17 protein-coding genes are annotated in these 20,091 nt (G+C 34.1%); 6 read left to right on the forward strand and 11 right to left on the reverse strand.

The genetic code is table 11. From position 1 onward, the window contains the following. Positions 1-176: 176 nt before the first annotated feature. Positions 177-2,750, reverse strand: a complete 2,574-nt coding sequence (locus SLH52_RS14245; RefSeq protein ID WP_320209945.1) for an AAA domain-containing protein — start codon at positions 2,748-2,750, stop codon at positions 177-179. Positions 2,751-2,854: 104 nt separating this feature from the next. Between SLH52_RS14245 and SLH52_RS14250 the strand changes: the two genes are divergently transcribed. Continuing rightward, positions 2,855-4,042 carry an alanyl-tRNA editing protein gene (locus SLH52_RS14250; protein ID WP_320209946.1) on the forward strand — a complete coding sequence of 396 codons (1,188 nt, stop codon included), beginning with the start codon at positions 2,855-2,857 and terminating at the stop codon, positions 4,040-4,042. Positions 4,043-4,476: 434 nt separating this feature from the next. On the opposite strand, the gene SLH52_RS14255 is transcribed toward SLH52_RS14250, so the two are convergent. After that, positions 4,477-5,484 carry a phosphotransferase enzyme family protein gene (locus SLH52_RS14255; protein WP_320209947.1) on the reverse strand — a complete coding sequence of 336 codons (1,008 nt, stop codon included), beginning with the start codon at positions 5,482-5,484 and terminating at the stop codon, positions 4,477-4,479. A 526-nt stretch (positions 5,485-6,010) separates the two neighbouring features. Between SLH52_RS14255 and SLH52_RS14260 the strand changes: the two genes are divergently transcribed. From SLH52_RS14260 to SLH52_RS14270, 3 genes are read left to right on the forward strand one after another with little or no spacing between them, the layout of a single operon-like run. Further along, positions 6,011-6,397, forward strand: a complete 387-nt coding sequence (locus SLH52_RS14260; RefSeq protein ID WP_320209948.1) for a GntR family transcriptional regulator — start codon at positions 6,011-6,013, stop codon at positions 6,395-6,397. Then, complete coding sequence (locus SLH52_RS14265; protein ID WP_320209949.1) at positions 6,394-7,269, forward strand: ABC transporter ATP-binding protein; 876 nt, start codon at positions 6,394-6,396, stop codon at positions 7,267-7,269. The genes SLH52_RS14260 and SLH52_RS14265 overlap by 4 nt, the downstream gene beginning before the upstream one ends. Continuing rightward, positions 7,266-7,964, forward strand: a complete 699-nt coding sequence (locus SLH52_RS14270) for a hypothetical protein (protein WP_320209950.1) — start codon at positions 7,266-7,268, stop codon at positions 7,962-7,964. Before SLH52_RS14265 ends, SLH52_RS14270 begins: the two co-directional genes overlap by 4 nt. An 821-nt stretch (positions 7,965-8,785) precedes the next feature. Here the strand turns inward: SLH52_RS14270 and SLH52_RS14275 are convergent. Genes SLH52_RS14275 through SLH52_RS14285 form a run of 3 tightly spaced genes read right to left on the reverse strand, consistent with a single transcriptional unit; the run spans position 8,786 to position 10,720 of the window. Further along, positions 8,786-9,487, reverse strand: coding sequence for a hypothetical protein (locus SLH52_RS14275; protein WP_320209951.1), 702 nt, complete (start codon positions 9,485-9,487; stop codon positions 8,786-8,788). Beyond that, positions 9,480-10,355 carry an ABC transporter ATP-binding protein gene (locus SLH52_RS14280; RefSeq protein WP_320209952.1) on the reverse strand — a complete coding sequence of 292 codons (876 nt, stop codon included), beginning with the start codon at positions 10,353-10,355 and terminating at the stop codon, positions 9,480-9,482. Before SLH52_RS14280 ends, SLH52_RS14275 begins: the two co-directional genes overlap by 8 nt. Next, positions 10,355-10,720 (reverse strand): GntR family transcriptional regulator, encoded by a 366-nt coding sequence (locus tag SLH52_RS14285; RefSeq protein WP_320209953.1) that lies wholly within the window; start codon positions 10,718-10,720, stop codon positions 10,355-10,357. Before SLH52_RS14285 ends, SLH52_RS14280 begins: the two co-directional genes overlap by 1 nt. Positions 10,721-10,981: 261 nt before the next feature. Here SLH52_RS14285 and SLH52_RS14290 point away from each other — a divergent pair, with 261 nt between their 5' ends. Both SLH52_RS14290 and SLH52_RS14295 read left to right on the forward strand, forming a co-directional pair. Further along, entirely contained in the window at positions 10,982-11,251 is a 270-nt protein-coding gene (locus SLH52_RS14290; RefSeq protein WP_320209954.1) for a metal-sensing transcriptional repressor, read from the forward strand. 15 nt (positions 11,252-11,266) lie between these two features. Then, the gene (locus SLH52_RS14295) at positions 11,267-12,643 is read left to right on the forward strand and encodes an MATE family efflux transporter (protein ID WP_320209955.1); all 1,377 of its coding nucleotides are present in this window, start codon (positions 11,267-11,269) and stop codon (positions 12,641-12,643) included. Positions 12,644-13,044: 401 nt separating this feature from the next. Here the strand turns inward: SLH52_RS14295 and SLH52_RS14300 are convergent, their stop codons facing one another. The 6 genes from SLH52_RS14300 to SLH52_RS14325 all read right to left on the reverse strand — a co-directional run bounded on the left by SLH52_RS14300 (position 13,045) and on the right by SLH52_RS14325 (position 19,491). Further along, positions 13,045-13,455 carry a hypothetical protein gene (locus tag SLH52_RS14300; RefSeq protein ID WP_320209956.1) on the reverse strand — a complete coding sequence of 137 codons (411 nt, stop codon included), beginning with the start codon at positions 13,453-13,455 and terminating at the stop codon, positions 13,045-13,047. Between the two features lie 183 nt (positions 13,456-13,638). Next, positions 13,639-14,607, reverse strand: a complete 969-nt coding sequence (locus SLH52_RS14305) for an oligopeptide/dipeptide ABC transporter ATP-binding protein (RefSeq protein ID WP_320209957.1) — start codon at positions 14,605-14,607, stop codon at positions 13,639-13,641. Then, a complete protein-coding gene (locus SLH52_RS14310; RefSeq protein ID WP_320209958.1) occupies positions 14,607-15,623 on the reverse strand; it encodes an ABC transporter ATP-binding protein in 1,017 nt (338 codons plus the stop codon). The genes SLH52_RS14305 and SLH52_RS14310 overlap by 1 nt, the downstream gene beginning before the upstream one ends. Before the next feature lie 91 nt (positions 15,624-15,714). Next, positions 15,715-16,650, reverse strand: coding sequence for an ABC transporter permease (locus SLH52_RS14315; protein ID WP_320209959.1), 936 nt, complete (start codon positions 16,648-16,650; stop codon positions 15,715-15,717). A 5-nt stretch (positions 16,651-16,655) separates the two neighbouring features. After that, positions 16,656-17,579, reverse strand: a complete 924-nt coding sequence (locus tag SLH52_RS14320; RefSeq protein WP_320209960.1) for an ABC transporter permease — start codon at positions 17,577-17,579, stop codon at positions 16,656-16,658. A gap of 157 nt (positions 17,580-17,736) precedes the next feature. Then, positions 17,737-19,491: a peptide ABC transporter substrate-binding protein gene (locus SLH52_RS14325; RefSeq protein WP_320209961.1), complete on the reverse strand. Its 1,755-nt coding sequence runs from the start codon at positions 19,489-19,491 to the stop codon at positions 17,737-17,739. Positions 19,492-20,091 lie beyond the last annotated feature (600 nt).

Below are 20,091 nucleotides of genomic sequence, written 5' to 3' on the forward strand. Positions count from 1 at the left end.
TTCAACAAATTTAACTCTGGTAACCGCTTATGGAATATAAAATTCTATGACATATATTTTAACATAATTGCCTAAAATTCGTTAAATAAATAGGGAATAAGGTTCTAAGTAGAACTATTATGGCTGTAAAATCACAAACCATGTGTCACAAATTTGCTCAAGGCTCCCCTTGCCCCTTACCACAATTGTTTTGCATCGTAATAGACTTTACATGTTGAGCAATAGATGGCTGACTGTCCATTTTTCATTTCCTCAATTAATTTTGAATGACATTGCTTACATCTTGCATCAATATATTGTAAATATTTAGCTAATATTTTGTCAGGCAATACCCGTTTACTATAGCAATGCTTACATTCAAGTAGAATTCTTCCTTCCTCATTTATATAGCTGCTCTGTTGGTGATTGCATACGTAACAATAGTGCCAAGTTGCAATATACTTCTTCAGTGATATCGTTGGATGATGTAGAAGTATTGTTTCTCTAACTTGCATTTGATTAAGTTTAGCCAATGGGATATTTAAGTATTTTAATAGCAACCGAACTGTTTGTGGTGCGTTCATTTTTGCTGCAACCTGTATATCTGTATGAGCGATCGCCCATATGATTCTTTCATCAATAATGACAAATGGCTGTAAAACTCTTTTTTGTACTAAATGGTAGTTTTGTAGTGGAATTTGTTCAGGTTCTTCAGTAATTATTGTAATGACCAATTTATTAGATAAACCTTTTAACAATGGCCAAAGTTGATTATGAAAGTTGTTTAATTGTGGTACAGAGATTATTATTCTTTTGTTTGCGTTTAATATATCTTTAAATAATATATCGTTCGCTTCATTATTCCGATACCAAGTTAATTGTTTACTACCACGTTCATCTGTTAATGATGCTACAATGCTGTCGTAGCTCTGCTTGTGATTTTGCTTATGCATATGATTTAACAGTTTACTAATCGCTTTATCTTTACCTACCTTGCTCTTAATAAAAGGTTGATCAGCAATGGTTAATAACTTGCCTTTTGCTCTTGTGACAGCTACATTTACTAGTCGTGATGATTGTTTATTAGTTAACAATTGTCCAGCAGTAAGTTGGCCATTACTATCCACAATATCAAATATCATGAAATCTCGTTCAGATCCTTGAAATTTGTGAATAGTTGCAGCTGTAATTGTCGTACCTTCTGCTAATTTTGATAATGGCATTCTTTCATTTAGCCAAGTGGATATGATTCGAGCTTGGGCACGATATGGCGTCACGTACCCTATAGATTTATGCCCATTTCGATAGGCAACAAATATATTGTGCAGTGCAAGACAGGCTGAGATTATGTTAAACCTTGATTCATAGATTTCATCCTTCATCGCGAAAGCTTGAAAATAGGAGCTATCAATCAATATCATTGCATCACCTTGATAAGGCTTTTTTCTAGCAATGATTGCTCTCTTTCTAACTGTTCGGTGATCACTTACATAGGATTGATACATTTCTACATTAGAAAATGCGGAAATATCAGGATGCATCCTTCTCTGTTTCGTTAGCATATACAAATTCGGGTGTTTTCCTTTTTTTTTCAAGGTTGTCACGATGTTTGTCTTCCGGAATATATCTTCTTTAAGCCATCTGTTTACATATAAATTGTCTGAAAGAGCAATAGGTGGTAACTGTTGAAAATCACCACAAACAACAATTCTCTTACCAAGAGTAGCTGCAAAGGCTATTTGTGGGACATATGCCATACTTGCTTCATCAATCACGATAAGATCATATTTTCTATCAAAAATTTGCTTATCTACTGCCGCTTTTGTTAGAGTTACCCCTATTACTCGTGCTCGCTGAATAACTTCTTTCTCTGCCTCAGATAAATCAGAACGATACCCTTCTAATTCAGTCTGTAATGATGTAACTGATTGTATCGGAACGTGTTGCTTAGTTTCTATTTTCTCTTTAACATAATCCTTTTGTTCAGTAATCACCATTTTTCGGTCACGTATTTGATGATGGATCTGTTCAGCTATTGTTGAAGACAGCAGACTATCGTGGGCAATTACGTGTTCGTCTCGACTCAAACCGTATCTAATAATATCACCTGTTTTCCAACGTCCATGTTCAGACAAGAAATTCGTAACAGCAAGCATTACTACATCAAGTGCAGCATTGCTATGTGTTAAGACGAGAATTTTTTGTCCTTTTACATAATTTTGCACGATAACTCTGGAAAGCGTGAATGTTTTTCCTGTACCAGGTGGTCCCCAAACATAAGTTGTATCATTATATAAACTTCGATTAACAACCTCTTTCAAAGGAGTTTCAGCATGCTGTTGATGATGATTAACAGCCGCATTACCTCTTAACAACTTTGACACTTGCCTAAGTTTTTGTTGATCGTTTGTAGCTTCATCAAGCCTAGTTAATAAAGCTTCAATTAAACGCCAAGGTTCCGTACTCAGTTCTAAATCGCTGACTGTTTTCCCCAAATATGTCGCTAGTGTGAGAATAAGTTGGTTACCTTCAACAGATATAATTTCTCCATGATAATCTGCTTCATTATACTTAATTCTTACTGCTGCACCTTCTACCAAATAAATATCTGAACTTGTATAAAAAACATAAATATATTCATCTTGATGAGAAGAAATCATCTTTCCATGTCGAATGTGAACACTAGAGCCACCTTTGTCTTTCAACGTAGATATTTCTGCTTGAAGTGCCTTTTGCCATTGCTCAAAAATCTCATGAATAGTTAATTTCATCTCAGTTTCCCTTCTAATTACGCTTTAATAATTGCAAAAAATAGTATAATATACGAAAATCATAATTATATCAATTAAATCCAACGTGGGAAAGGTGTAAAATAATGAAAATGAACCTCTATTATTCAGAACCAAATATGACTTCTTGGCAAACTGTCATTACACATAAATATGAAAAGGATGATCAATACTTCGTTATTCTTGAAGAAACAGCATTTTATCCAGAAGGTGGAGGACAACCAGCAGATCATGGAACGATTAATGGTGTAGAAGTAGTTGATGTGCAAGAAGATGGAACAAGTATTGTGCATCAAGTGACAGCGCCATTAAACATTGGTGAGGCGGATTGTCAAATTGACAAACAACGACGTATAGATCATACACAACATCATACTGGACAACATTTATTATCAGCTGTATGTATTGAATTGTTTGAAATGGAGACTTTAAGCTTTCACCTTGGATCAGATACTGCATCCATTGACTTAGATACACCTAGCTTGTCTGATGATCAATTGTTCCAAGTAGAGCAACAGGTGAACAAATATATATTTGAAAATAGGCAAATAAAAACTTATTATGTGTCTAGTGATGAATTAGCTTCATTACGATTACGTAAACTTCCTAAAGTATCAGAAAATATTAGGATCGTTGAAATTACTGGCATAGATGTGTCAGCTTGTTGCGGTACACATGTGGAATCTACAGGACAAATAGGTATGCTAAAGGTACTTAAAACCGAAAAACATCGTGGCAAAACACGACTATATTTTGTATGTGGCTTTAGAGCTTTAGCTGATTATGGATCAGCACACTCAATCATAACAAATATCGGTTTAAAGCTAAGTACGAGTAGGGAGAATTTCGTAAATAATCTAGACAAAATGGACCAAGAGAGAAAACAATTACAAAAAGATTTAAGCGAGGTAAAAAGTCAATTATTTTCATATGTGGCAGATGAATTAATTCGCGAAGCAAATGACCATGTTATACACTATATATCAAATGATTATAGTAGTAGAGACTTACAACTTATGTCAAAACAAATTTTAGCAAAACAGCAGGCTATCGTGTTATTATTATCAACTATCGAAAATCGACTATTAATAGCACAAGACGGTGGATTCGATATACATATCGGGGCAATGGTAAAAGAGCATGCGAAAGAGTATGAAGGTAAAGGCGGAGGAAACGACAAACAAGCACAAGTATCATTTTCATCAACAAGTGATGCTACAAAATTTTTGACTTTTGCAAAAGAGTATACTAAGAATATTAAGGTTAGTAAATAGATATCGCACTCCTACCAAAAAGATAAAGTTAACACCATTAACACCCCCAAATCATATGATTTGGGGGTGTTAGCAAGTGGGGTAATTGTTTTTGGCTACCTCTCATTGAAAGTGTTTTAACCTACCATTTTTTACAACGATGTTAAAATAAGCTACATGATATTTGTACTTACAATGCTATTTTAGTTGCAATAGGAACCAGCTTTCGCAAACAGTCATTCATATTAATTATTAGAGCTTATAGTTCACCACCTCCTTAGCTTGCATAAGACAAATGAGGCATATTAGGTTTTATACTTCGCCGATGTATATACTTTAGGCTTTCTTCGCATTGATTGTTGCTAAACGTTCTATGGTATAAGCGCGTATACATATTATTAAGCTTTAATAAAACTAGCAACAAAGTTTACGAAAAGAGCCAAACTTAAACGAGCTCACTTTTTTAAGTTAATGTTATACTTTTCGACAAATTCTTTTACTCTTGGTAAACTAGTTTCAATAAAATCTACAGGATCATTACTAACTTCCAATATATAATTCAAGAAGTTCACTCTTCTAGCGGTCATAAATAGCTCTAGCTCGTAGTCAGTTATATTAGGTAAATCACGAACCTCTCTATATCCTTGTAAATAAAAACGTTTTACTTCATCAAAATTTTGCGTCTCCTCATACTTGTAGTAATACAACATAATGGATATGTCTTGTATTGGCAACCCAAACATAGAATCCTCAAAATCTATCAAATGCATTTGTTCCCCGTTAACTTTAATATTCGATGGGTTTAGATCACCATGTATTAATTGAAGGTCTTCACTATTATTTTTATAGTAAGTCGATAATTGATCATTTAAAAAAGGAATGATCCCATCCATTATTTGATGGTATTCTATTGACAAAAACTTCTGGAATTTTTCATGTTTATAGATTGCTTCTTCTCCGTGATAATAAAATACTTTATCCCACGTTTTTGGAGTAATTTCTGAAGGAATCTGTATCCCATAAGTTGTTTTATGAAGGCTAGCAGTTAACTCACCTAATTGTATAAAGCGCTTCTCATTTTCATTCCCATCTAAATCATCACCGTCTAACCAACTATATAAAGCAACACGTTTAGGTGTAGAAGTATATTTTGATTTAATAACTTGTAATTTCTTCCCATCTTTCCCTGAGATCATTCTCGGAGCAGAGATGTGATTAGCTTCATTTACAATGTCCATAAAGAATATTTCAGTAAGATTATCCTCTAAAGAACTAGATTCCTCTTGAAAGATTTTCATGACATATGTATAACCTAAATGATCTTTAAGTTTATATAAGATGTTAGTCTCTTCACTAAGAAAAACTAACTCCTCAAATTGTAGATCATACTTCTCTGTCGCAAGTTCTGCAACCTTATATAATGCTTTATCTCTTGCTATTACACCACTTTGTTCTTGTTGCATAAAAATAACTTCCCTTCTACTAAAAATAATAGATTGAAATAATCTATTTAGTTTGTTACCTAATGTCTACACTAATTGATGAATGAGCATCAATAAATAGCAAGAATCATTTGTAATCAAACTTGCCATAAAAAACTGATCATCAATTGAGTGGGATGATCAGTTTTTATCTTCTTTACTTATTTTTTGTATAAACGATTTTTTTTACAGTGTCTGGTCAGAGGAAATATAGTTCAGCTAACGGAATTCTTATAAAATTGCACTACTTCATTTTTCATCAATCCCATTATTAAAAAGTTCATTTCCTTTGCACGATTGAGTTATTACTACTTAGTTAAAATTACTAGTTAGAGTTTGTAAGTTTAGTACCTGCTTAACGCAAAAAAATGTGGCATCTAGAGTATTTGTGTATTCACCTATTAATTAGAATCATCTTTACAGAAAGAAAAACATCCTGTATAGTTAGTTACATGAGTGACTAACTATACAACTAAGCTGTATTTTTACTTAAAGTGAGGTGGCATAAATGAAATCAACTCTTGATGAATCTCAGCCTATTTTCCAACAAATTGCTTTGATGATAATGGATGACATCGTTGACGGAAGGTTAAAAGTTGAAGAGCAAGTTCCATCAACAAATGAGCTTTCACGGTTCTACAATATTAATCCCGCAACTGCACGAAAGGGTTTGCAGTCCCTTGTTGATAAAGGAATTATTTACAAGCAACGAGGTGTTGGAATGTTTGTTGCAAAAGGAGCGAGAGAAAAATTGCTTATAGAAAGAAAGCAACATTTTTATGAAGAATACATCATGCCTTTACTGGAAGAAGCACGCCGCATTCACATTGATGAAGAAATGATAATTGACTTAATAAGAGGACAACAGAAAAAAAATGAGGAGAGTGGAACATGATTAATGTACAAAATGTCACTTACGGATACCATCAGACACCTGTGTTGAATCATTTTTCATTTAAGGAGGATGCACCGATTATATGCGGTATATGGGGGAAAAATGGAGCTGGAAAAACAACACTTATGAGTTTATTAGCAGGACATGACCGACCAGATAATGGGGAAATTACCATAATGGATCAAAATCCATACAACAATTTATCTGCACAGCAACATATATGTTATATACAAGAAAATCATCCCTTCGGTAAGAATTGGACAGTACAGGATGTATTAAAATACGGGCAATATTTTCATCCAAATTGGGATCAGGAGCTAGCAGAATCTTTGTGTGATCTATTCGAATTACCAGTAAAAAAGAAAATTACTAAATTCTCCAAAGGAATGAAAACCGCGGCACAAATCTTACTAGGCTTGGCAAGCAACGCTACAGTGACAATTCTAGATGAGCCAACGAATGGTTTAGATGCAGTAAAGCGCAAGCAATTTTATGATGTATTATTAGAAAGCTATGAAGACAATCCTCGATTGATTTTACTCTCCACTCATCATATTGAAGAAATCCAGCCTTTATGTGAATCGCTAGTTGTCGTACATGAAGGAAAAGTATTGTTCTATCATCAAATGGAAGAAATGCGTGAGCGTGGCATTTTCCTATCAGGTGCTGAAGAAGATATTCATAAAGTGATGAAGCATGCAAAAATCATAGAATCTTCAAAAATAGGCTCTACAACTAAAATTATGATTGATGCTCCATACTCTAACGAATGGAAAAAAATTGCTTCTGAACAAAATCTCTTGATTGAAAAAGCTACTTTACAAGGCTATTTAATTAACATGACTACGACTAAGAAGGTGGTTAATGTATGAATGCTGTAAAAGGAACATACAGGCTGTTATACGAAGATATGCGTTGGTGGTTATTGTTATTTTCAGCCATAACATTAGGGCTAGCTGTTATTTTTATAGCGATTGGGGTTATTTTTGAAGTAAGTTTTACTGCTACCCTTTTCGGGCCGATATATGGAGCAATTTGTACAATAGCAGCTATTGGAATTGTTTATTCCTTCCCAGTTTTAATAGGCCTAGGCAGTACTCGAAAACAGTTTTTAAAGTCATACTACTTTATCGCTTCCATTATGGTTATTTGCTTTATTACAGTTTTAAATATTATCTATTTTTTTATGAACACATTGAATCAATTAGGTGTTCACAAGTTATCCTTCTTTCATCCAGGCATGTTATATTCAATAAATTATCATATATTAGCATATGTGTGGATTGATTTGATGGTTGGTTTTTCACTACTTGGACTAAGTGCCTTTCTTACCGTCAGCTGGAGAAGACTAGGAAACCGAAATTTCTTAATTATATTTTTCGCATTTAACCTTCTTGCTACAATATTAATAAATATTGTGAATATCACTTCTTTATTAGAGTGGATTTTTGAACTAAATGTCATTTATACATTTACAATTGTAGGTTTTATAGGATTTTGTTTGTTAATATGCACTTTCCCAATGATGAAACATGCGCCACTTGTAATGAAAGCAAGAAACGCTTAAGCGATTTAATAATAATTATAACGATTTTATGAAAAGGGCCTTATTTTTGACTGGATATGATTATAAGCTGTTTCGACATATCAAACCGGTTTACCTGTTTTATATGTCTATTGTTATATTACATTCAGCCGTTGTGGCTCCTTTCATAAATCGTTACTATCTTTAACTTGGATATTAAATTACTTTATTTATGAATTCATATTATTAAGTATAGTTTACGAATATGGCTTTTGAGAGCCAACCATTAAGCACGAGAATATCATATAGTTATATACAGTATTAATGAGGATTACCCGCATTTAAAATCATATTATACCCACATCCCTACTAATTGCTCAACTATAGACATATTCCTAATCAAACAGTTTGATCCCACATTTGATAAATGAATATACTTTTTGCTATATCTAGAATGTACTATTAACTATTACTTATATAAGCAAAATCTTTAACCATTTACCATATTACTGCGGTTGATTAGATCCTATTAATAAGTCTTTCATAACTTTCAACGATACGATCATTGTTAAATTGATCGTATCGCTTCATTATTAGTGCTTTGTAACAAATTCTAATTTGCTCAGGATGTTCCTATCTAAGTAACCTTGTTGTTAGTGGTAAGAAAATCTCTTATCGCTTTAAAAAAGCTGCTTTCGCATCAATTGTTGTTTTCGTCTTAAGACATATATATACGAAAACCTATCTTAAGTAATACGATGAAAACCTAATAAGAACACTTATTATTGTACTAGTTTGATATCAATAGCAACAAAGCCTAGGAGTAAAGTCGTAATTTAAATATCCTTTCTATCCATAACCATCTATCTTGATACACTTTGTACTAATGAAGCTCTTCTTAATACTATCCATGTTAGGAAAATAAATGTGATTACAACTATCGTAACTGCGCCAAAATTTAAGTCTACCGTGCGCCCCTCTATACTCATAACAAAATCTATAAATAAATCACGGACGTTAGGTATTAAAATGAATATACCTAGCAAAGCTAGGTTGACAAATCCACCAATTAGACCGAACCTGTAGAATATAGCACTAGAGAAGAAACCGACTGATATGATGAAAAGACAAATGACAAAGTCAATGAAAAAGTGATTGAACCATGTAAATGATAATGTTGTAGCATCTAAAGTGTAAAATATCGCTAAATTTGATAGTTCCGGCGAAGTAGTTATTAATTGAAAAATAAAAGATACGAGTAAGTTCATTGCCGACATAAAAATGGCAAAAAGAATAGCGAAAAAACTAGCTGCTATAATGTAGTTATTCCGTGTCGCTCCCATTTTAATACAATTAGGAAAAATTTCTTTAGTAATTGAAAATCCAGCAATAGCAGCATAAATGTATACCGCTAAACTAGTATTTATTCTCACAATTGAGTCTAAAGATAATGAAGCTACAGAAAGTACTACTAAACTTGAACACAACACAACCCAAAAGATACTTATCGTGAAGCGAAAATCATAAATGAAATAATTTAAGGTTGCTCGAATATCATTATGCATATAAACGTCCCCCTTCTTTTTCTGTCAAGTGAACCATTAATTCCTGAATATTGCACCGCCCTACATCTAAGCCTTTTAATTTTGCCTCTTGTATGTTTAATTTTTCACCAAATAACATAGCTGTTTTTCTTCCTATCATCTCATTCTCAAAAATAACATTTTTTTCATGACAATACTCATTAACTGCTTGTATATTCCCACTTATTTGAAGACTCATTTCTTGTAATTCATCTGCCGTTTTGTGTAGGAGCAACTCCCCATCCTGGATTAACAAAATTTCTTCAAATAAATTACTCGCTTCATCAATTAGATGGGTTGATAAAATAAACGTTCGAGGATTCCTCTTATACTCGTCTAGTAAAAGATCATAAAACTTATATCGTGCTGATGCATCTAAACCGATATACGGTTCATCAAAAATAGTAATTTTTGCTCCGCTTGAAAGTCCTATGATGATACCTAATGCAGATTCCATCCCTTTAGACAACGATCTAGCACTCATATTCGGGTCTAAATTGAACACATGTAGTAAATGATCAGCTGTTTGCTTTGACCATGTTGGATAAAATTTAGATGCTACGAGTAGTACATGTTTAACCTTTAATTTTCTTTTAAAATTATTGCTTTCATTAATTAGGCAAACATTTTTTAACACATTTCGATTATTGAAAGGTTGTTCGTTATTAATAAATATTTTACCTTTGCTTTGTAATATATGACCTGCAAGTATTTGCATAAATGTCGTTTTCCCTGCTCCATTTCTACCTAATAGTCCATAAATTTTTTCCTCCTCAAGCATTATGTTAAGGTTGTGTAATACCGTTTTTGAACCATACTTCTGACTAAGGTTTTGTGTGTGAATTTTCATCATTCATCCTCCTTGTTAATCAAAATAGAAAGTTCTTCCTTAGATAAACCAAGCTTATTTGCTTCAGCTTTTAATGGAATGATGTAATCATTGTAAAAATCTTTTTTCCGCTTTTCGAAAATCATTTCTTTAGCACCATCTGCGACAAACATACCTATTCCCCTTTTTTTAAATAAGATCTTCTGATCCACAAGCTGATTAATCCCTTTTGATGCTGTAGCAGGGTTAATTTGATAATATTTGCCAAACTCATTTGTAGAAGGCACTTTTTCTCCTTCCTTAATAGACCCATCTAAGATACTTGATTCAATATTTTCAGCTATTTGAGAAAAAATGGGCTTTTCACTGTTTAACTTTTGATCCATAATGGTTCCTTCCTTCATTGGTTAGCTACTTATGTAACTAACTTAAATGTTTTTAAATAAAATGTCAATACTTTCTATATAAAAAATTATTTTACCTGTTTTGTGGACTATGCACCCATTTCTTTTTGATGGGCACTTCAATTAGTAAACTTATAGCAAACAATAAATATCTTGTGCTACTAAGATATTTGATTAAAATCGTATTTTTGGGCTTGCAAATAACCCCCCCTAGGGGATATAGTGTTCAGTGAGGTGATATATATGTCAGACCATCATAAACATCGCAAAAGTATAGTGAATCGGTTAGCCAGGATTGAAGGACATGTTCGTTCTGTGAAAGATATGGCTGCATCAGATAGAGATTGCGGTGATTTACTTATTCAACTAGCTGCTATTCGTTCAGCACTTGACAATTGTGGGAAATTGATACTAAAGGACCACCTTGAGGGCTGTGTAGTCGAAGCTGTCAAAGAAGGTGATGATAAAGTAATGGATAAATTAAACGACGCTATTGACAAATTTATACGTTAGAGGAAGGTAAATTAAATGGAGCATCAAATTGAACAACAAAAGAATTCACCTGAAACAACAAAACATTTGATCATCACGATTTTAGCTCTAGCATTACCAGCAGTTATCGAGAATTTTTTTCAAACAATACTTGGATTTGTAGATACGTTATTTGTTTCAAAGCTTGGTTTAATTGAAGTATCTGCTGTTGGTGTAACGAACGCTATTTTGGCTATTTATTTTGCAGTATTTATGTCGTTAGGGGTTGCGACAAATGTATATGTAGCAAAAAATATTGGAGCAAATAACAAGGAAAAAGCGAGTCAAATTGGCCAACAGGCCATTATTTTGGCGGCATTATTTGGTATCTTCTTTGGTGTTATATCGATATTTTTTGCTGAATCTCTATTACTGCTAATGGGTGTAGAACAAGATGTGTTAAGCGCTGCAGTTACATATTTTCAAATTGTAGCCATCCCTTCTATTTTAATATCACTAATGTTTGTTCTTAGTAGCATTATGCGAGGAACTGGTGATACAAAAACACCAATGAAAATAAGTGTTACGATCAACCTATTAAATATATTATTAGATTATATTCTCATTTTTGGTTTTTTCTTTATCCCTTCTTTCGGACTTGCGGGTGCTGCCTTTGCTACTGTCATTTCTAGGTTTATTGGCGTAATCGGCTTAACAATCTACTTAGCAAAATCGAACATTCTTGCATTTAAGAAAAAAGATTGGAAGATTAATAAACAGTCCCAACTACAATTAGTTACATTAGGTGCCCCAGCTGCTGGAGAAAGACTTGTTATGAGAGTCGGTCAAGTGCTTTACTTTGGGATGATTGTTGCTCTAGGAACAAACACATTTGCAGCCCACCAAATTGCAGGAAATATTGAAATATTTTCTTATATGATTGGGTATGGATTTGCAACAGCAGCAACCACATTAGTCAGTCAAAAGCTTGGAGAAAAGGATTTTGCAGGAGCGCAAAGGTATGGGAATTATTCAATTCTAATTGGCACGATTGCTATGACTATTTTTGGTCTACTACTCTTCTTCTTTGGAGAATGGGCAGCATCATTTTTTACAACAGATACTAGTGTTATTCAACAGATCACTCTTGCATTGAAAATAGATGCATTTATTCAGCCAGTTCTTGCATTTGTTCTCATCTTAACAGGCATTTATCAAGGCGGTGAAAATACTAAATTTCCGATGTATACAACTGCAATCGGGATCTGGTTAATTAGAACACTAGGTGTTTATCTATTAGGATTATACTTTGGCTTTGGAATTGCGGGGATATGGATTGCAATTGGTTTAGATAACTTATTTAGAGCAATCTTTTTGTGGATACGATATAAAAATAATAATTGGATAAATAATATAACAAAGTTGGAAGCATAACTTTGTTAATTATAAAGAACTTTGTTCTTTCCATGCATTCAATTATCTTTTTTTAAAAGCATTATTCGTAAACTTTGCTACTATCTTTCCTATACTAGATTATATATACGTTTTTACTCAAAAGTCATCTCTATATAGAAGAAAAAATGCCACGAAATGTTGGAGTATATATGTTTTGTGCTTAGTATGATAACTACAATAAATGGGGAAAAAGTACTTCATTCCAGACATAAATTAAAAGGGAGTTATAAGATTTCGAATTCAATCTATAAGACTCCCTTTTGTAATGCTCATTTACATATCTACGTGTGTAAGTTTTTATAAATTAACAAGGATGAAACTAATCATTTAGAATATGGAAAAATCATTGAAAGTCCAACCACATTATAACGTCATATCCCTTAATGAATCATATAGTAAACAAGATTTAGCACAACCGCTACGGTAAGTAGGGTAACTGCGACTGTTAACTGAATGTTGACTATTTCCTTTTTAAGAATATTTTTTTGCATTTGTTGCTGTTCTTGCTCTTTTATCGTATCAGGATCAACCTTGTAATCTACTAAGCTCTTAGCATGTTTTTCTTTCGATCGAAAATCTTTACCCGAACTCATCAAAAAAACAGGAGTGAACCAACGCTCCAATAAATAAAAAATCGTGCAAAGTGTTAACATAAGTAATCCAAATATAAATGTGTAGTTTGTTAGAGTAAATATAAAACCTTTATCATTGACAAATAAGAAACTTAACACAATACATAACAGTAATATAAAAATACTTAAGATGTATTTTGTATGTTTGTAAGAATACACAAAAATCTTTCCTTTCTTACAATGAGTAGTGATCTATCTACATAAGTTGTTGTTATTAATTTCATATACAGCTGTCGTTTAGTTGCATATCATTTTCTATAATATCTCGTTTTGAACAACAAGAGCTCTCTTGAAAAAATATCGGTATTAAACATTTAGTTGTTCAAAATAAAGTTATGCAAGCTATTCATATAAATGACAAGCAACAAAATGACCTTTCTTGACCTCAACAAGCTCAGGTTTTTTTTCTTCGCATTCTTTTTTGACATAAGGACATCTTGTGCGAAAATGACAACCACTAGGAGGATTCATAGGACTTGGCACGTCTCCCTTCAGGACGATTCGTTCCCTACTTTGTTCAATATCTGGATCTGGGATAGGTATAGCTGAAAGTAGAGCCTGTGTGTACGGATGAAGTGGATCCTCATACAATTCTACACTTTCTGCTACTTCAACTAGCTTACCGAGGTACATGACACCAATGCGATCTGATATATGTTTGACCATCGCTAAATCATGAGCAATGAATAAGTAAGTTAGCTTGTGCTTTTCCTGTAATTCTTGAAATAAATTAACAACCTGTGCCTGGATGGATACATCTAACGCTGATATTGGTTCATCTGCTATAATAAATCTCGGCTGTACTGCTAGTGCTCTAGCAATACCTATACGCTGGCGCTGTCCACCAGAAAATTCGTGTGGATACCTGTTTGCATGATTTTTATTTAAGCCAACCAGTTCTAACAACTCATATACTCGTGCAAGCTTAGCCTTTTTGTTCTTTTTGTACATCTTTTGTGCATCCATTCCTTCAGCAATGATCTCAGTGACTGTTAACCTTGGATTTAAAGATGCATATGGATCCTGAAAGATCATTTGAATATCACTGTGTAAGGCCCTTTTTCTTTTTTTGTCCATTTTTAAGATGTCTTCACCATCAAAAATAATTTCACCGCTTGTAGCTTCATATAACTGCAATATTGTTCTTCCTGTTGTTGATTTTCCACAACCTGACTCTCCTACTAAACCAAAAGTTTCACCTTCATTTACTGTAAAAGATACGTCATTTACTGCTTTAAGTTTCTGGCCTCCCCCGACTTTAAACTCTTTGTGTAAATTCTTCACTTTTAGTAACGGTTTAACGTTTCCCATTATACTTGTCCTCCTAGCTGCATAGGTTGATGTATCGGAGGAACCGCTGGATCCTCAAGCCAGCAAGCTACTTTATGAGTTGCTGATTTTGTAGTTTCATAAGGATATTCTTCAGCACAAATATTCATGGCGTAATCACAGCGCTCTGCAAATGGACAGCCGTTAGGTGGGTTATTCAATGGTGGTGGTGTACCAGGAATTGATACTAACCTTCCGTGTTCCCTCGAATCTAAACGGGGGACGGACTTTAACAATCCCCATGTATAAGGGTGCCTAGGGTTATAAAATATTTCTTCTAAAAAGCCTTGTTCAACAATCTTCCCTGCGTACATAATCATGACTCTCTGAGCAATATTAGCTACAACTCCTAGATCATGTGTAATTAAAATAATGGATGTATCGATCTTTTTTTGTAAATCTTTCATTAAATCTATAATTTGAGCTTGTATCGTTACATCAAGTGCAGTTGTAGGTTCATCTGCAATTAACAGCTTCGGGTTACAAGCTAATGCAATGGCAATCATGACACGTTGTCTCATACCGCCACTAAATTGATGTGCGTAATTATTTAATAGTTTATCAGGATTAGGAATACCTACTAAACTAAGCATTTGAACAGCTTTCTGTTTAGCAGCTTCCTTTGATAACCCTTGATGCTTTATTAGGCCCTCGCTAATTTGTTTCCCAATCTTCATTGTTGGGTTTAACGAAGTCATAGGGTCTTGGAAAATCATTGATATTTCAGCGCCACGTACTTTTTGCAATTCCTTGTCGTTTAGTTTGGATATATCCCTGCCTTCAAATAGTATTTCACCTGATTTATAGCGCCCTGGAGGCATTGGATTTAACCCGACAATTGTTTGAGACGTAACGCTTTTTCCAGAACCTGATTCACCTACTAAGGCGATTACTTCTCCCTTCTTCACTTCAAAGCTTACTCCTCGTATTGCCTCAACTTCACCTTCAAATGTATCAAAAGAAAAGTATAAGTCTTTTACTTCTAATAGCTTTTTCATTAAGTCTATACCCCCCTAAGCTGAATAAAATAGTTGTTTATAAGGCTATTAATATTTACAACATTTATTGAATTAACATAGAGTATCTATTTTATTTTCGAAGTCTTGGATCTACTGCATCACGCAAACCGTCTCCAAAAATACTAAACGATAGAATGATCAAAGTAATAATCGTTGCTGGAAAAAATAACAAGTGAGGTTCTAATAGAAGTAATTTTCTTCCATCATTAACTAAGGAACCTAAAGACGCATCTGGCAGTGGTACACCTAAGCCAATAAAACTCAGTACAGCTTCAGCAAAAATAGCTGCTGGTATCGTAAAAGACATGTTAACCATCATTGGGCCCACCATATTAGGAATAAGATGTACACGTATTAGTTTCATAGGTTTTGATCCTAAAGAACGCGCTGCTAATACGTATTCTCTACTTTTTAAGCTCATTACTTGGCCACGGATGAGACGGGCCATCCCCACCCAACCTGTAAGAGCAATTGCGATAATAATTGCTAATATTCCTCGTTCAATGACCATCAAAAGTAAAATAGTAAATATGATGTTAGGTATACTTACGATTATTTCTATAAAACGCATCATGATAAAATCAATTCTTCCTCCAAAGTAGCCAGAAATAGCTCCATAGACAACGCCAAAAATAACATCTAATGTTGCTGCGACAACACCAATGAGTAGAGATATTTTCGCACCTTCCCACGTCCTGGTCCACATATCCCGACCTAATGTGTCTGTGCCAAACCAATAATCATTTTCCATCGTTGGTTCCATTTTAATGCTGTCATAATTTTGGTAGTCTGCCTCATGTTCATTCATATATGGACCAGCAAACGCCATAAAAGTAATGACTACTAGGAAAAACAACGAAATCATGGCTGGTTTATGTTTTTTTAAACGACGCCAAACATCTTGAGAAAAAGACATACTTTTATACTGTTTATCTTGGTCAGCTTTATAGATACTCTTGTCTAAAGGCTGGAATCTCTTATCTTGGATCATAGGATCTGTGTTCATACTATTCAGTCCCCCCCTATGACACGAATTCTTGGGTCAACAATTGAATACAATAGGTCCACAATAAATAGACTAATGATGTATAAAATCGCATAAAATAACGTCAAACCCATCGTTACTGTATAATCTCGTGTTATAACTGAAGTTACTAACTCCTTACCAATACCTGGAATCGCGAAGATTTCTTCAACGACTAACGAGCCTGTCATACTGAAAATGATTACAACCGGTAAGCTAGTGATGAGTGGAATCATCGCGTTTCGAATACCATGTCTCATAAGAACAAGAGGCTGAGACAACCCTTTTGATTTAGCTGTTTTTATATAGTCTTGTCCTAACACTTCAAGTAACTCCGAACGCATCATCCTTGTGTAATATGCAAAACCGCCTAACGCAATTGCTAACGAAGGTAGTATCGTATGTTTATATGATTCAAATTGCGCAATAGGTAATAATTCTAGTTTCCCAGCAATTACATATTGGAGTAACACTGCTGCCACGAAGCTTGGAATTGCGAATCCAAACACTGCAATACCGACAGCTAAATAATCTATTAATGTATTTCTCCTTATCGCAGCAATAATGCCAAGTAATATTCCAAATGGGATACTTATCGCAACTGCTTGCAACCCGATTGCCGCAGAAGGTCCAATTTTCTCTGCAATAATTGTCGTTACTTCTCTATTTTTTATTCTATATGATACCCCAAAATCAAGTTGTACAACATTTGACAAATATATTGCATACTGTTCTGGTACCGGTTTGTCTAACCCGTACTTGGCTTTCATATTTTCTAGCACTGCTGGTGGAATTTTTTCTTCTTCAAAAGGCGTTCCAGGAATTGCTTTCATAAAGAAAAATGATAAAGTACATATTACCCACAAAGTTAAGATCATAAAACATAAACGCCGGAGGAAAAACTTTAGCATACTTATCCATCTCCTATCTTGGTGTGACTTAAAAAATAGAGTAGTCAAGTTAAATCAAGGTATATGCACAAAACATATACCTTGATTATTTAGAAATTTAAATTAGTACATACGTATCAAGTTAAAGCAACAACAATAGAAGTTAAGTTTATATCTTTTACTTTTCTGTAATCGATGCCCATTTGTATGATGATCTTGGACCAACAGCATGAGTGACAATACCATCTACATATGTTCTTTCTAAACTATAAAACCCATCATGTGATAGAGGAATATACGCATAATCTGACACAACAATCCTTTCCAGTTCAGCGTATAAATTAAATTTCTCTTCAATATCATTCGTTGCTCTAACATCTTCAAGTACTTGATCGTATTCTTCACTTACATATCCATTTTTGTTAAAAGATCCTGTTGAAACAAATAAATCCAAATACGTACTTGGCTCATCATAATCAGCAGTCCATCCTGCTGCTACTAAATGGTAATCTCTACTATCCATCAATGCTCTTCTTATTTTGGAGTCCGTTTGTTTAATCGTAAATGGCACACCGATTTCTCCCCATTTTTGTTGCAAATATTGTCCTGTCTTTGCCCAATCATCACTTTGGTAAACGATTAACTCAAATTCAGGTACATCTTCTCCAATTTCAGCTTTTGCTTCTTCAACGAGTTGTTTGGCTCTTTCAATATCAAATTCAAGCAACTTAGAATTTTCAGTGAATTCTGAGCGGAAATCTACACCCGCTTGTGAACCTGCCATACCTGGAGGAATAATACCACCTGCAGGAACCTGCGTTCCTCCCCATGCAACTTGACTCATTTCTGCACGATCAAAGCCAATTGCTAATGCTTCACGAAACTTAGCATTTCTTAAATACTCACCTTGGAGCCCTTCTCCTTCTTGGTTTAATACAAACCACCACGTATTTGCTCTTGTACGCAACGTTGCTTCATCACTATTTGCATATTGATCAATATAATCACTAGGGAGAGCTACACCATCTATATCACCTTGCTCATACATTTGCATTCTTGTATTATCATCTGAGATCCATGGCATGTTGATTTTATCAAGTTGAACCGTATCCTTATCCCAATATTTTTCATTTTTCGCTAAAACAACTACTTCATCGTGAGACCACTCTTCTACTACAAAAGGACCTGCATAAAGCATGTTGCTTGCTTCAGTCCCATACACATCTACACCGCCAACTTCTTCAAAATACTGTTGTTGAATTGGTGCTAACGATGGAAAAGCAAGTAACTCTAGAAAAGCTGGGCTTTCTCCATCCACTTTAATTTCTAGTGTTTTATCATCAAGTGCTTTGACACCTACAGCGTCTTTGGCTGTTTGTATAGATGACTCAGCTTCAGCCTCATTTTCAGGAATTTCCATATAAACCAAATCAGCAGCCCCAGTGATTAATGTAATTTCAAACAAATACCCATACTCTGCTGCATTGCGTGGATCCATTACTGTCTTCCAACCGAATTCAAAATCATATGCCGTTACAGGCTCACCATTTGACCAAGAAGCATCTCTTAAATAAAATGTATAGGTATTATCTTCAAAATCATGACTTTCTGCTAAGCCATATTCAAGTGTAGCGCCATCTTGACCTTTTCTCATTAGCCCCTCTTGAATGTTATTTAAGAGAAGTAAATCTTGAGTATAGGCAGCATAGACAGGACTTAATGAAGTAGGCTCACTCATAATGGTGTTATAAACTTGTTCACTATTCGTACCTTCAGCTTCCTTATTGTTATTATCACTACTATTTTCGTTACTTTTTTGTGATGATGAGTCGGATGTCTGTGAAGCTCCTTCACTATTACAACCAGCAAGACCAAGTACGACTGCCAATACTACTGTTAACATGACCATTAACCAACTTGTTCTCTTTTTCATAATTTCCCCTCCTCTTATTATTGCGTGAGCCTTGAGTCACGGATTTCATTACCGATAACCTATATTGCAACCTTCTGTGTGTGTTGCCATTGAAAGATTACAATTGTTCCACGCTCTTACGTATGTATTTTGCAAGATATGTGCCAAGGCAAATGTGTATAAACGAACCTGAAGTCAATGTACAAATTGGATATCGTGCTCATATACATATGTGTTATACAAACAGCAATTTATTTGAAGGATAAATAATTGTATTTAGATATGGACAGTAATAACAGCTTATTAGTTATGTGTATATGAATCCATACACATTGTAAAAATATTTTAAATATTCAATGACTTTATCATCTATGTTGTACATCTAGATAATTCTGTTCTAGTGTTTTTCATACTAACAAAATAAACGCGATAAAATTACTGTTATTGGTTTTTGTTTAAATCTTGTTAAAATAATGAAACAATTATCTATCTGCTTAAATTTAAATGAATAGAAATACAGTTTACGTAAAATGTCTAAAGCAATTTTTCTTCTTTCCATTGTAAAATAAATTATAATTGGCACTTTTCGAAACCATTGGTATCTTTACGTAAATTAGACAG

The sequence above is a fragment of the Cytobacillus sp. IB215665 genome, from assembly GCF_033963835.1.
GTDB lineage: Bacteria > Bacillota > Bacilli > Bacillales > SM2101 > Nanhaiella.

Coding starts and splice junctions, on each gene's coding strand:
- SLH52_RS14320 (WP_320209960.1), bottom strand. CDS start 17,579: ATGCTAAAGTTTTTCCTCCGGCGTTTATGTTTTATGATCTTAACTTTG.
- SLH52_RS14270 (WP_320209950.1), top strand. CDS start 7,266: ATGAATGCTGTAAAAGGAACATACAGGCTGTTATACGAAGATATGCGT.
- SLH52_RS14265 (WP_320209949.1), top strand. CDS start 6,394: ATGATTAATGTACAAAATGTCACTTACGGATACCATCAGACACCTGTG.
- SLH52_RS14255 (WP_320209947.1), bottom strand. CDS start 5,484: ATGCAACAAGAACAAAGTGGTGTAATAGCAAGAGATAAAGCATTATAT.
- SLH52_RS14275 (WP_320209951.1), bottom strand. CDS start 9,487: ATGCATAATGATATTCGAGCAACCTTAAATTATTTCATTTATGATTTT.
- SLH52_RS14285 (WP_320209953.1), bottom strand. CDS start 10,720: ATGGATCAAAAGTTAAACAGTGAAAAGCCCATTTTTTCTCAAATAGCT.
- SLH52_RS14245 (WP_320209945.1), bottom strand. CDS start 2,750: ATGAAATTAACTATTCATGAGATTTTTGAGCAATGGCAAAAGGCACTT.
- SLH52_RS14315 (WP_320209959.1), bottom strand. CDS start 16,650: ATGAACACAGATCCTATGATCCAAGATAAGAGATTCCAGCCTTTAGAC.
- SLH52_RS14325 (WP_320209961.1), bottom strand. CDS start 19,491: ATGAAAAAGAGAACAAGTTGGTTAATGGTCATGTTAACAGTAGTATTG.
- SLH52_RS14280 (WP_320209952.1), bottom strand. CDS start 10,355: ATGAAAATTCACACACAAAACCTTAGTCAGAAGTATGGTTCAAAAACG.
- SLH52_RS14295 (WP_320209955.1), top strand. CDS start 11,267: ATGGAGCATCAAATTGAACAACAAAAGAATTCACCTGAAACAACAAAA.
- SLH52_RS14250 (WP_320209946.1), top strand. CDS start 2,855: ATGAAAATGAACCTCTATTATTCAGAACCAAATATGACTTCTTGGCAA.
- SLH52_RS14260 (WP_320209948.1), top strand. CDS start 6,011: ATGAAATCAACTCTTGATGAATCTCAGCCTATTTTCCAACAAATTGCT.
- SLH52_RS14310 (WP_320209958.1), bottom strand. CDS start 15,623: ATGAAAAAGCTATTAGAAGTAAAAGACTTATACTTTTCTTTTGATACA.
- SLH52_RS14290 (WP_320209954.1), top strand. CDS start 10,982: ATGTCAGACCATCATAAACATCGCAAAAGTATAGTGAATCGGTTAGCC.
- SLH52_RS14305 (WP_320209957.1), bottom strand. CDS start 14,607: ATGGGAAACGTTAAACCGTTACTAAAAGTGAAGAATTTACACAAAGAG.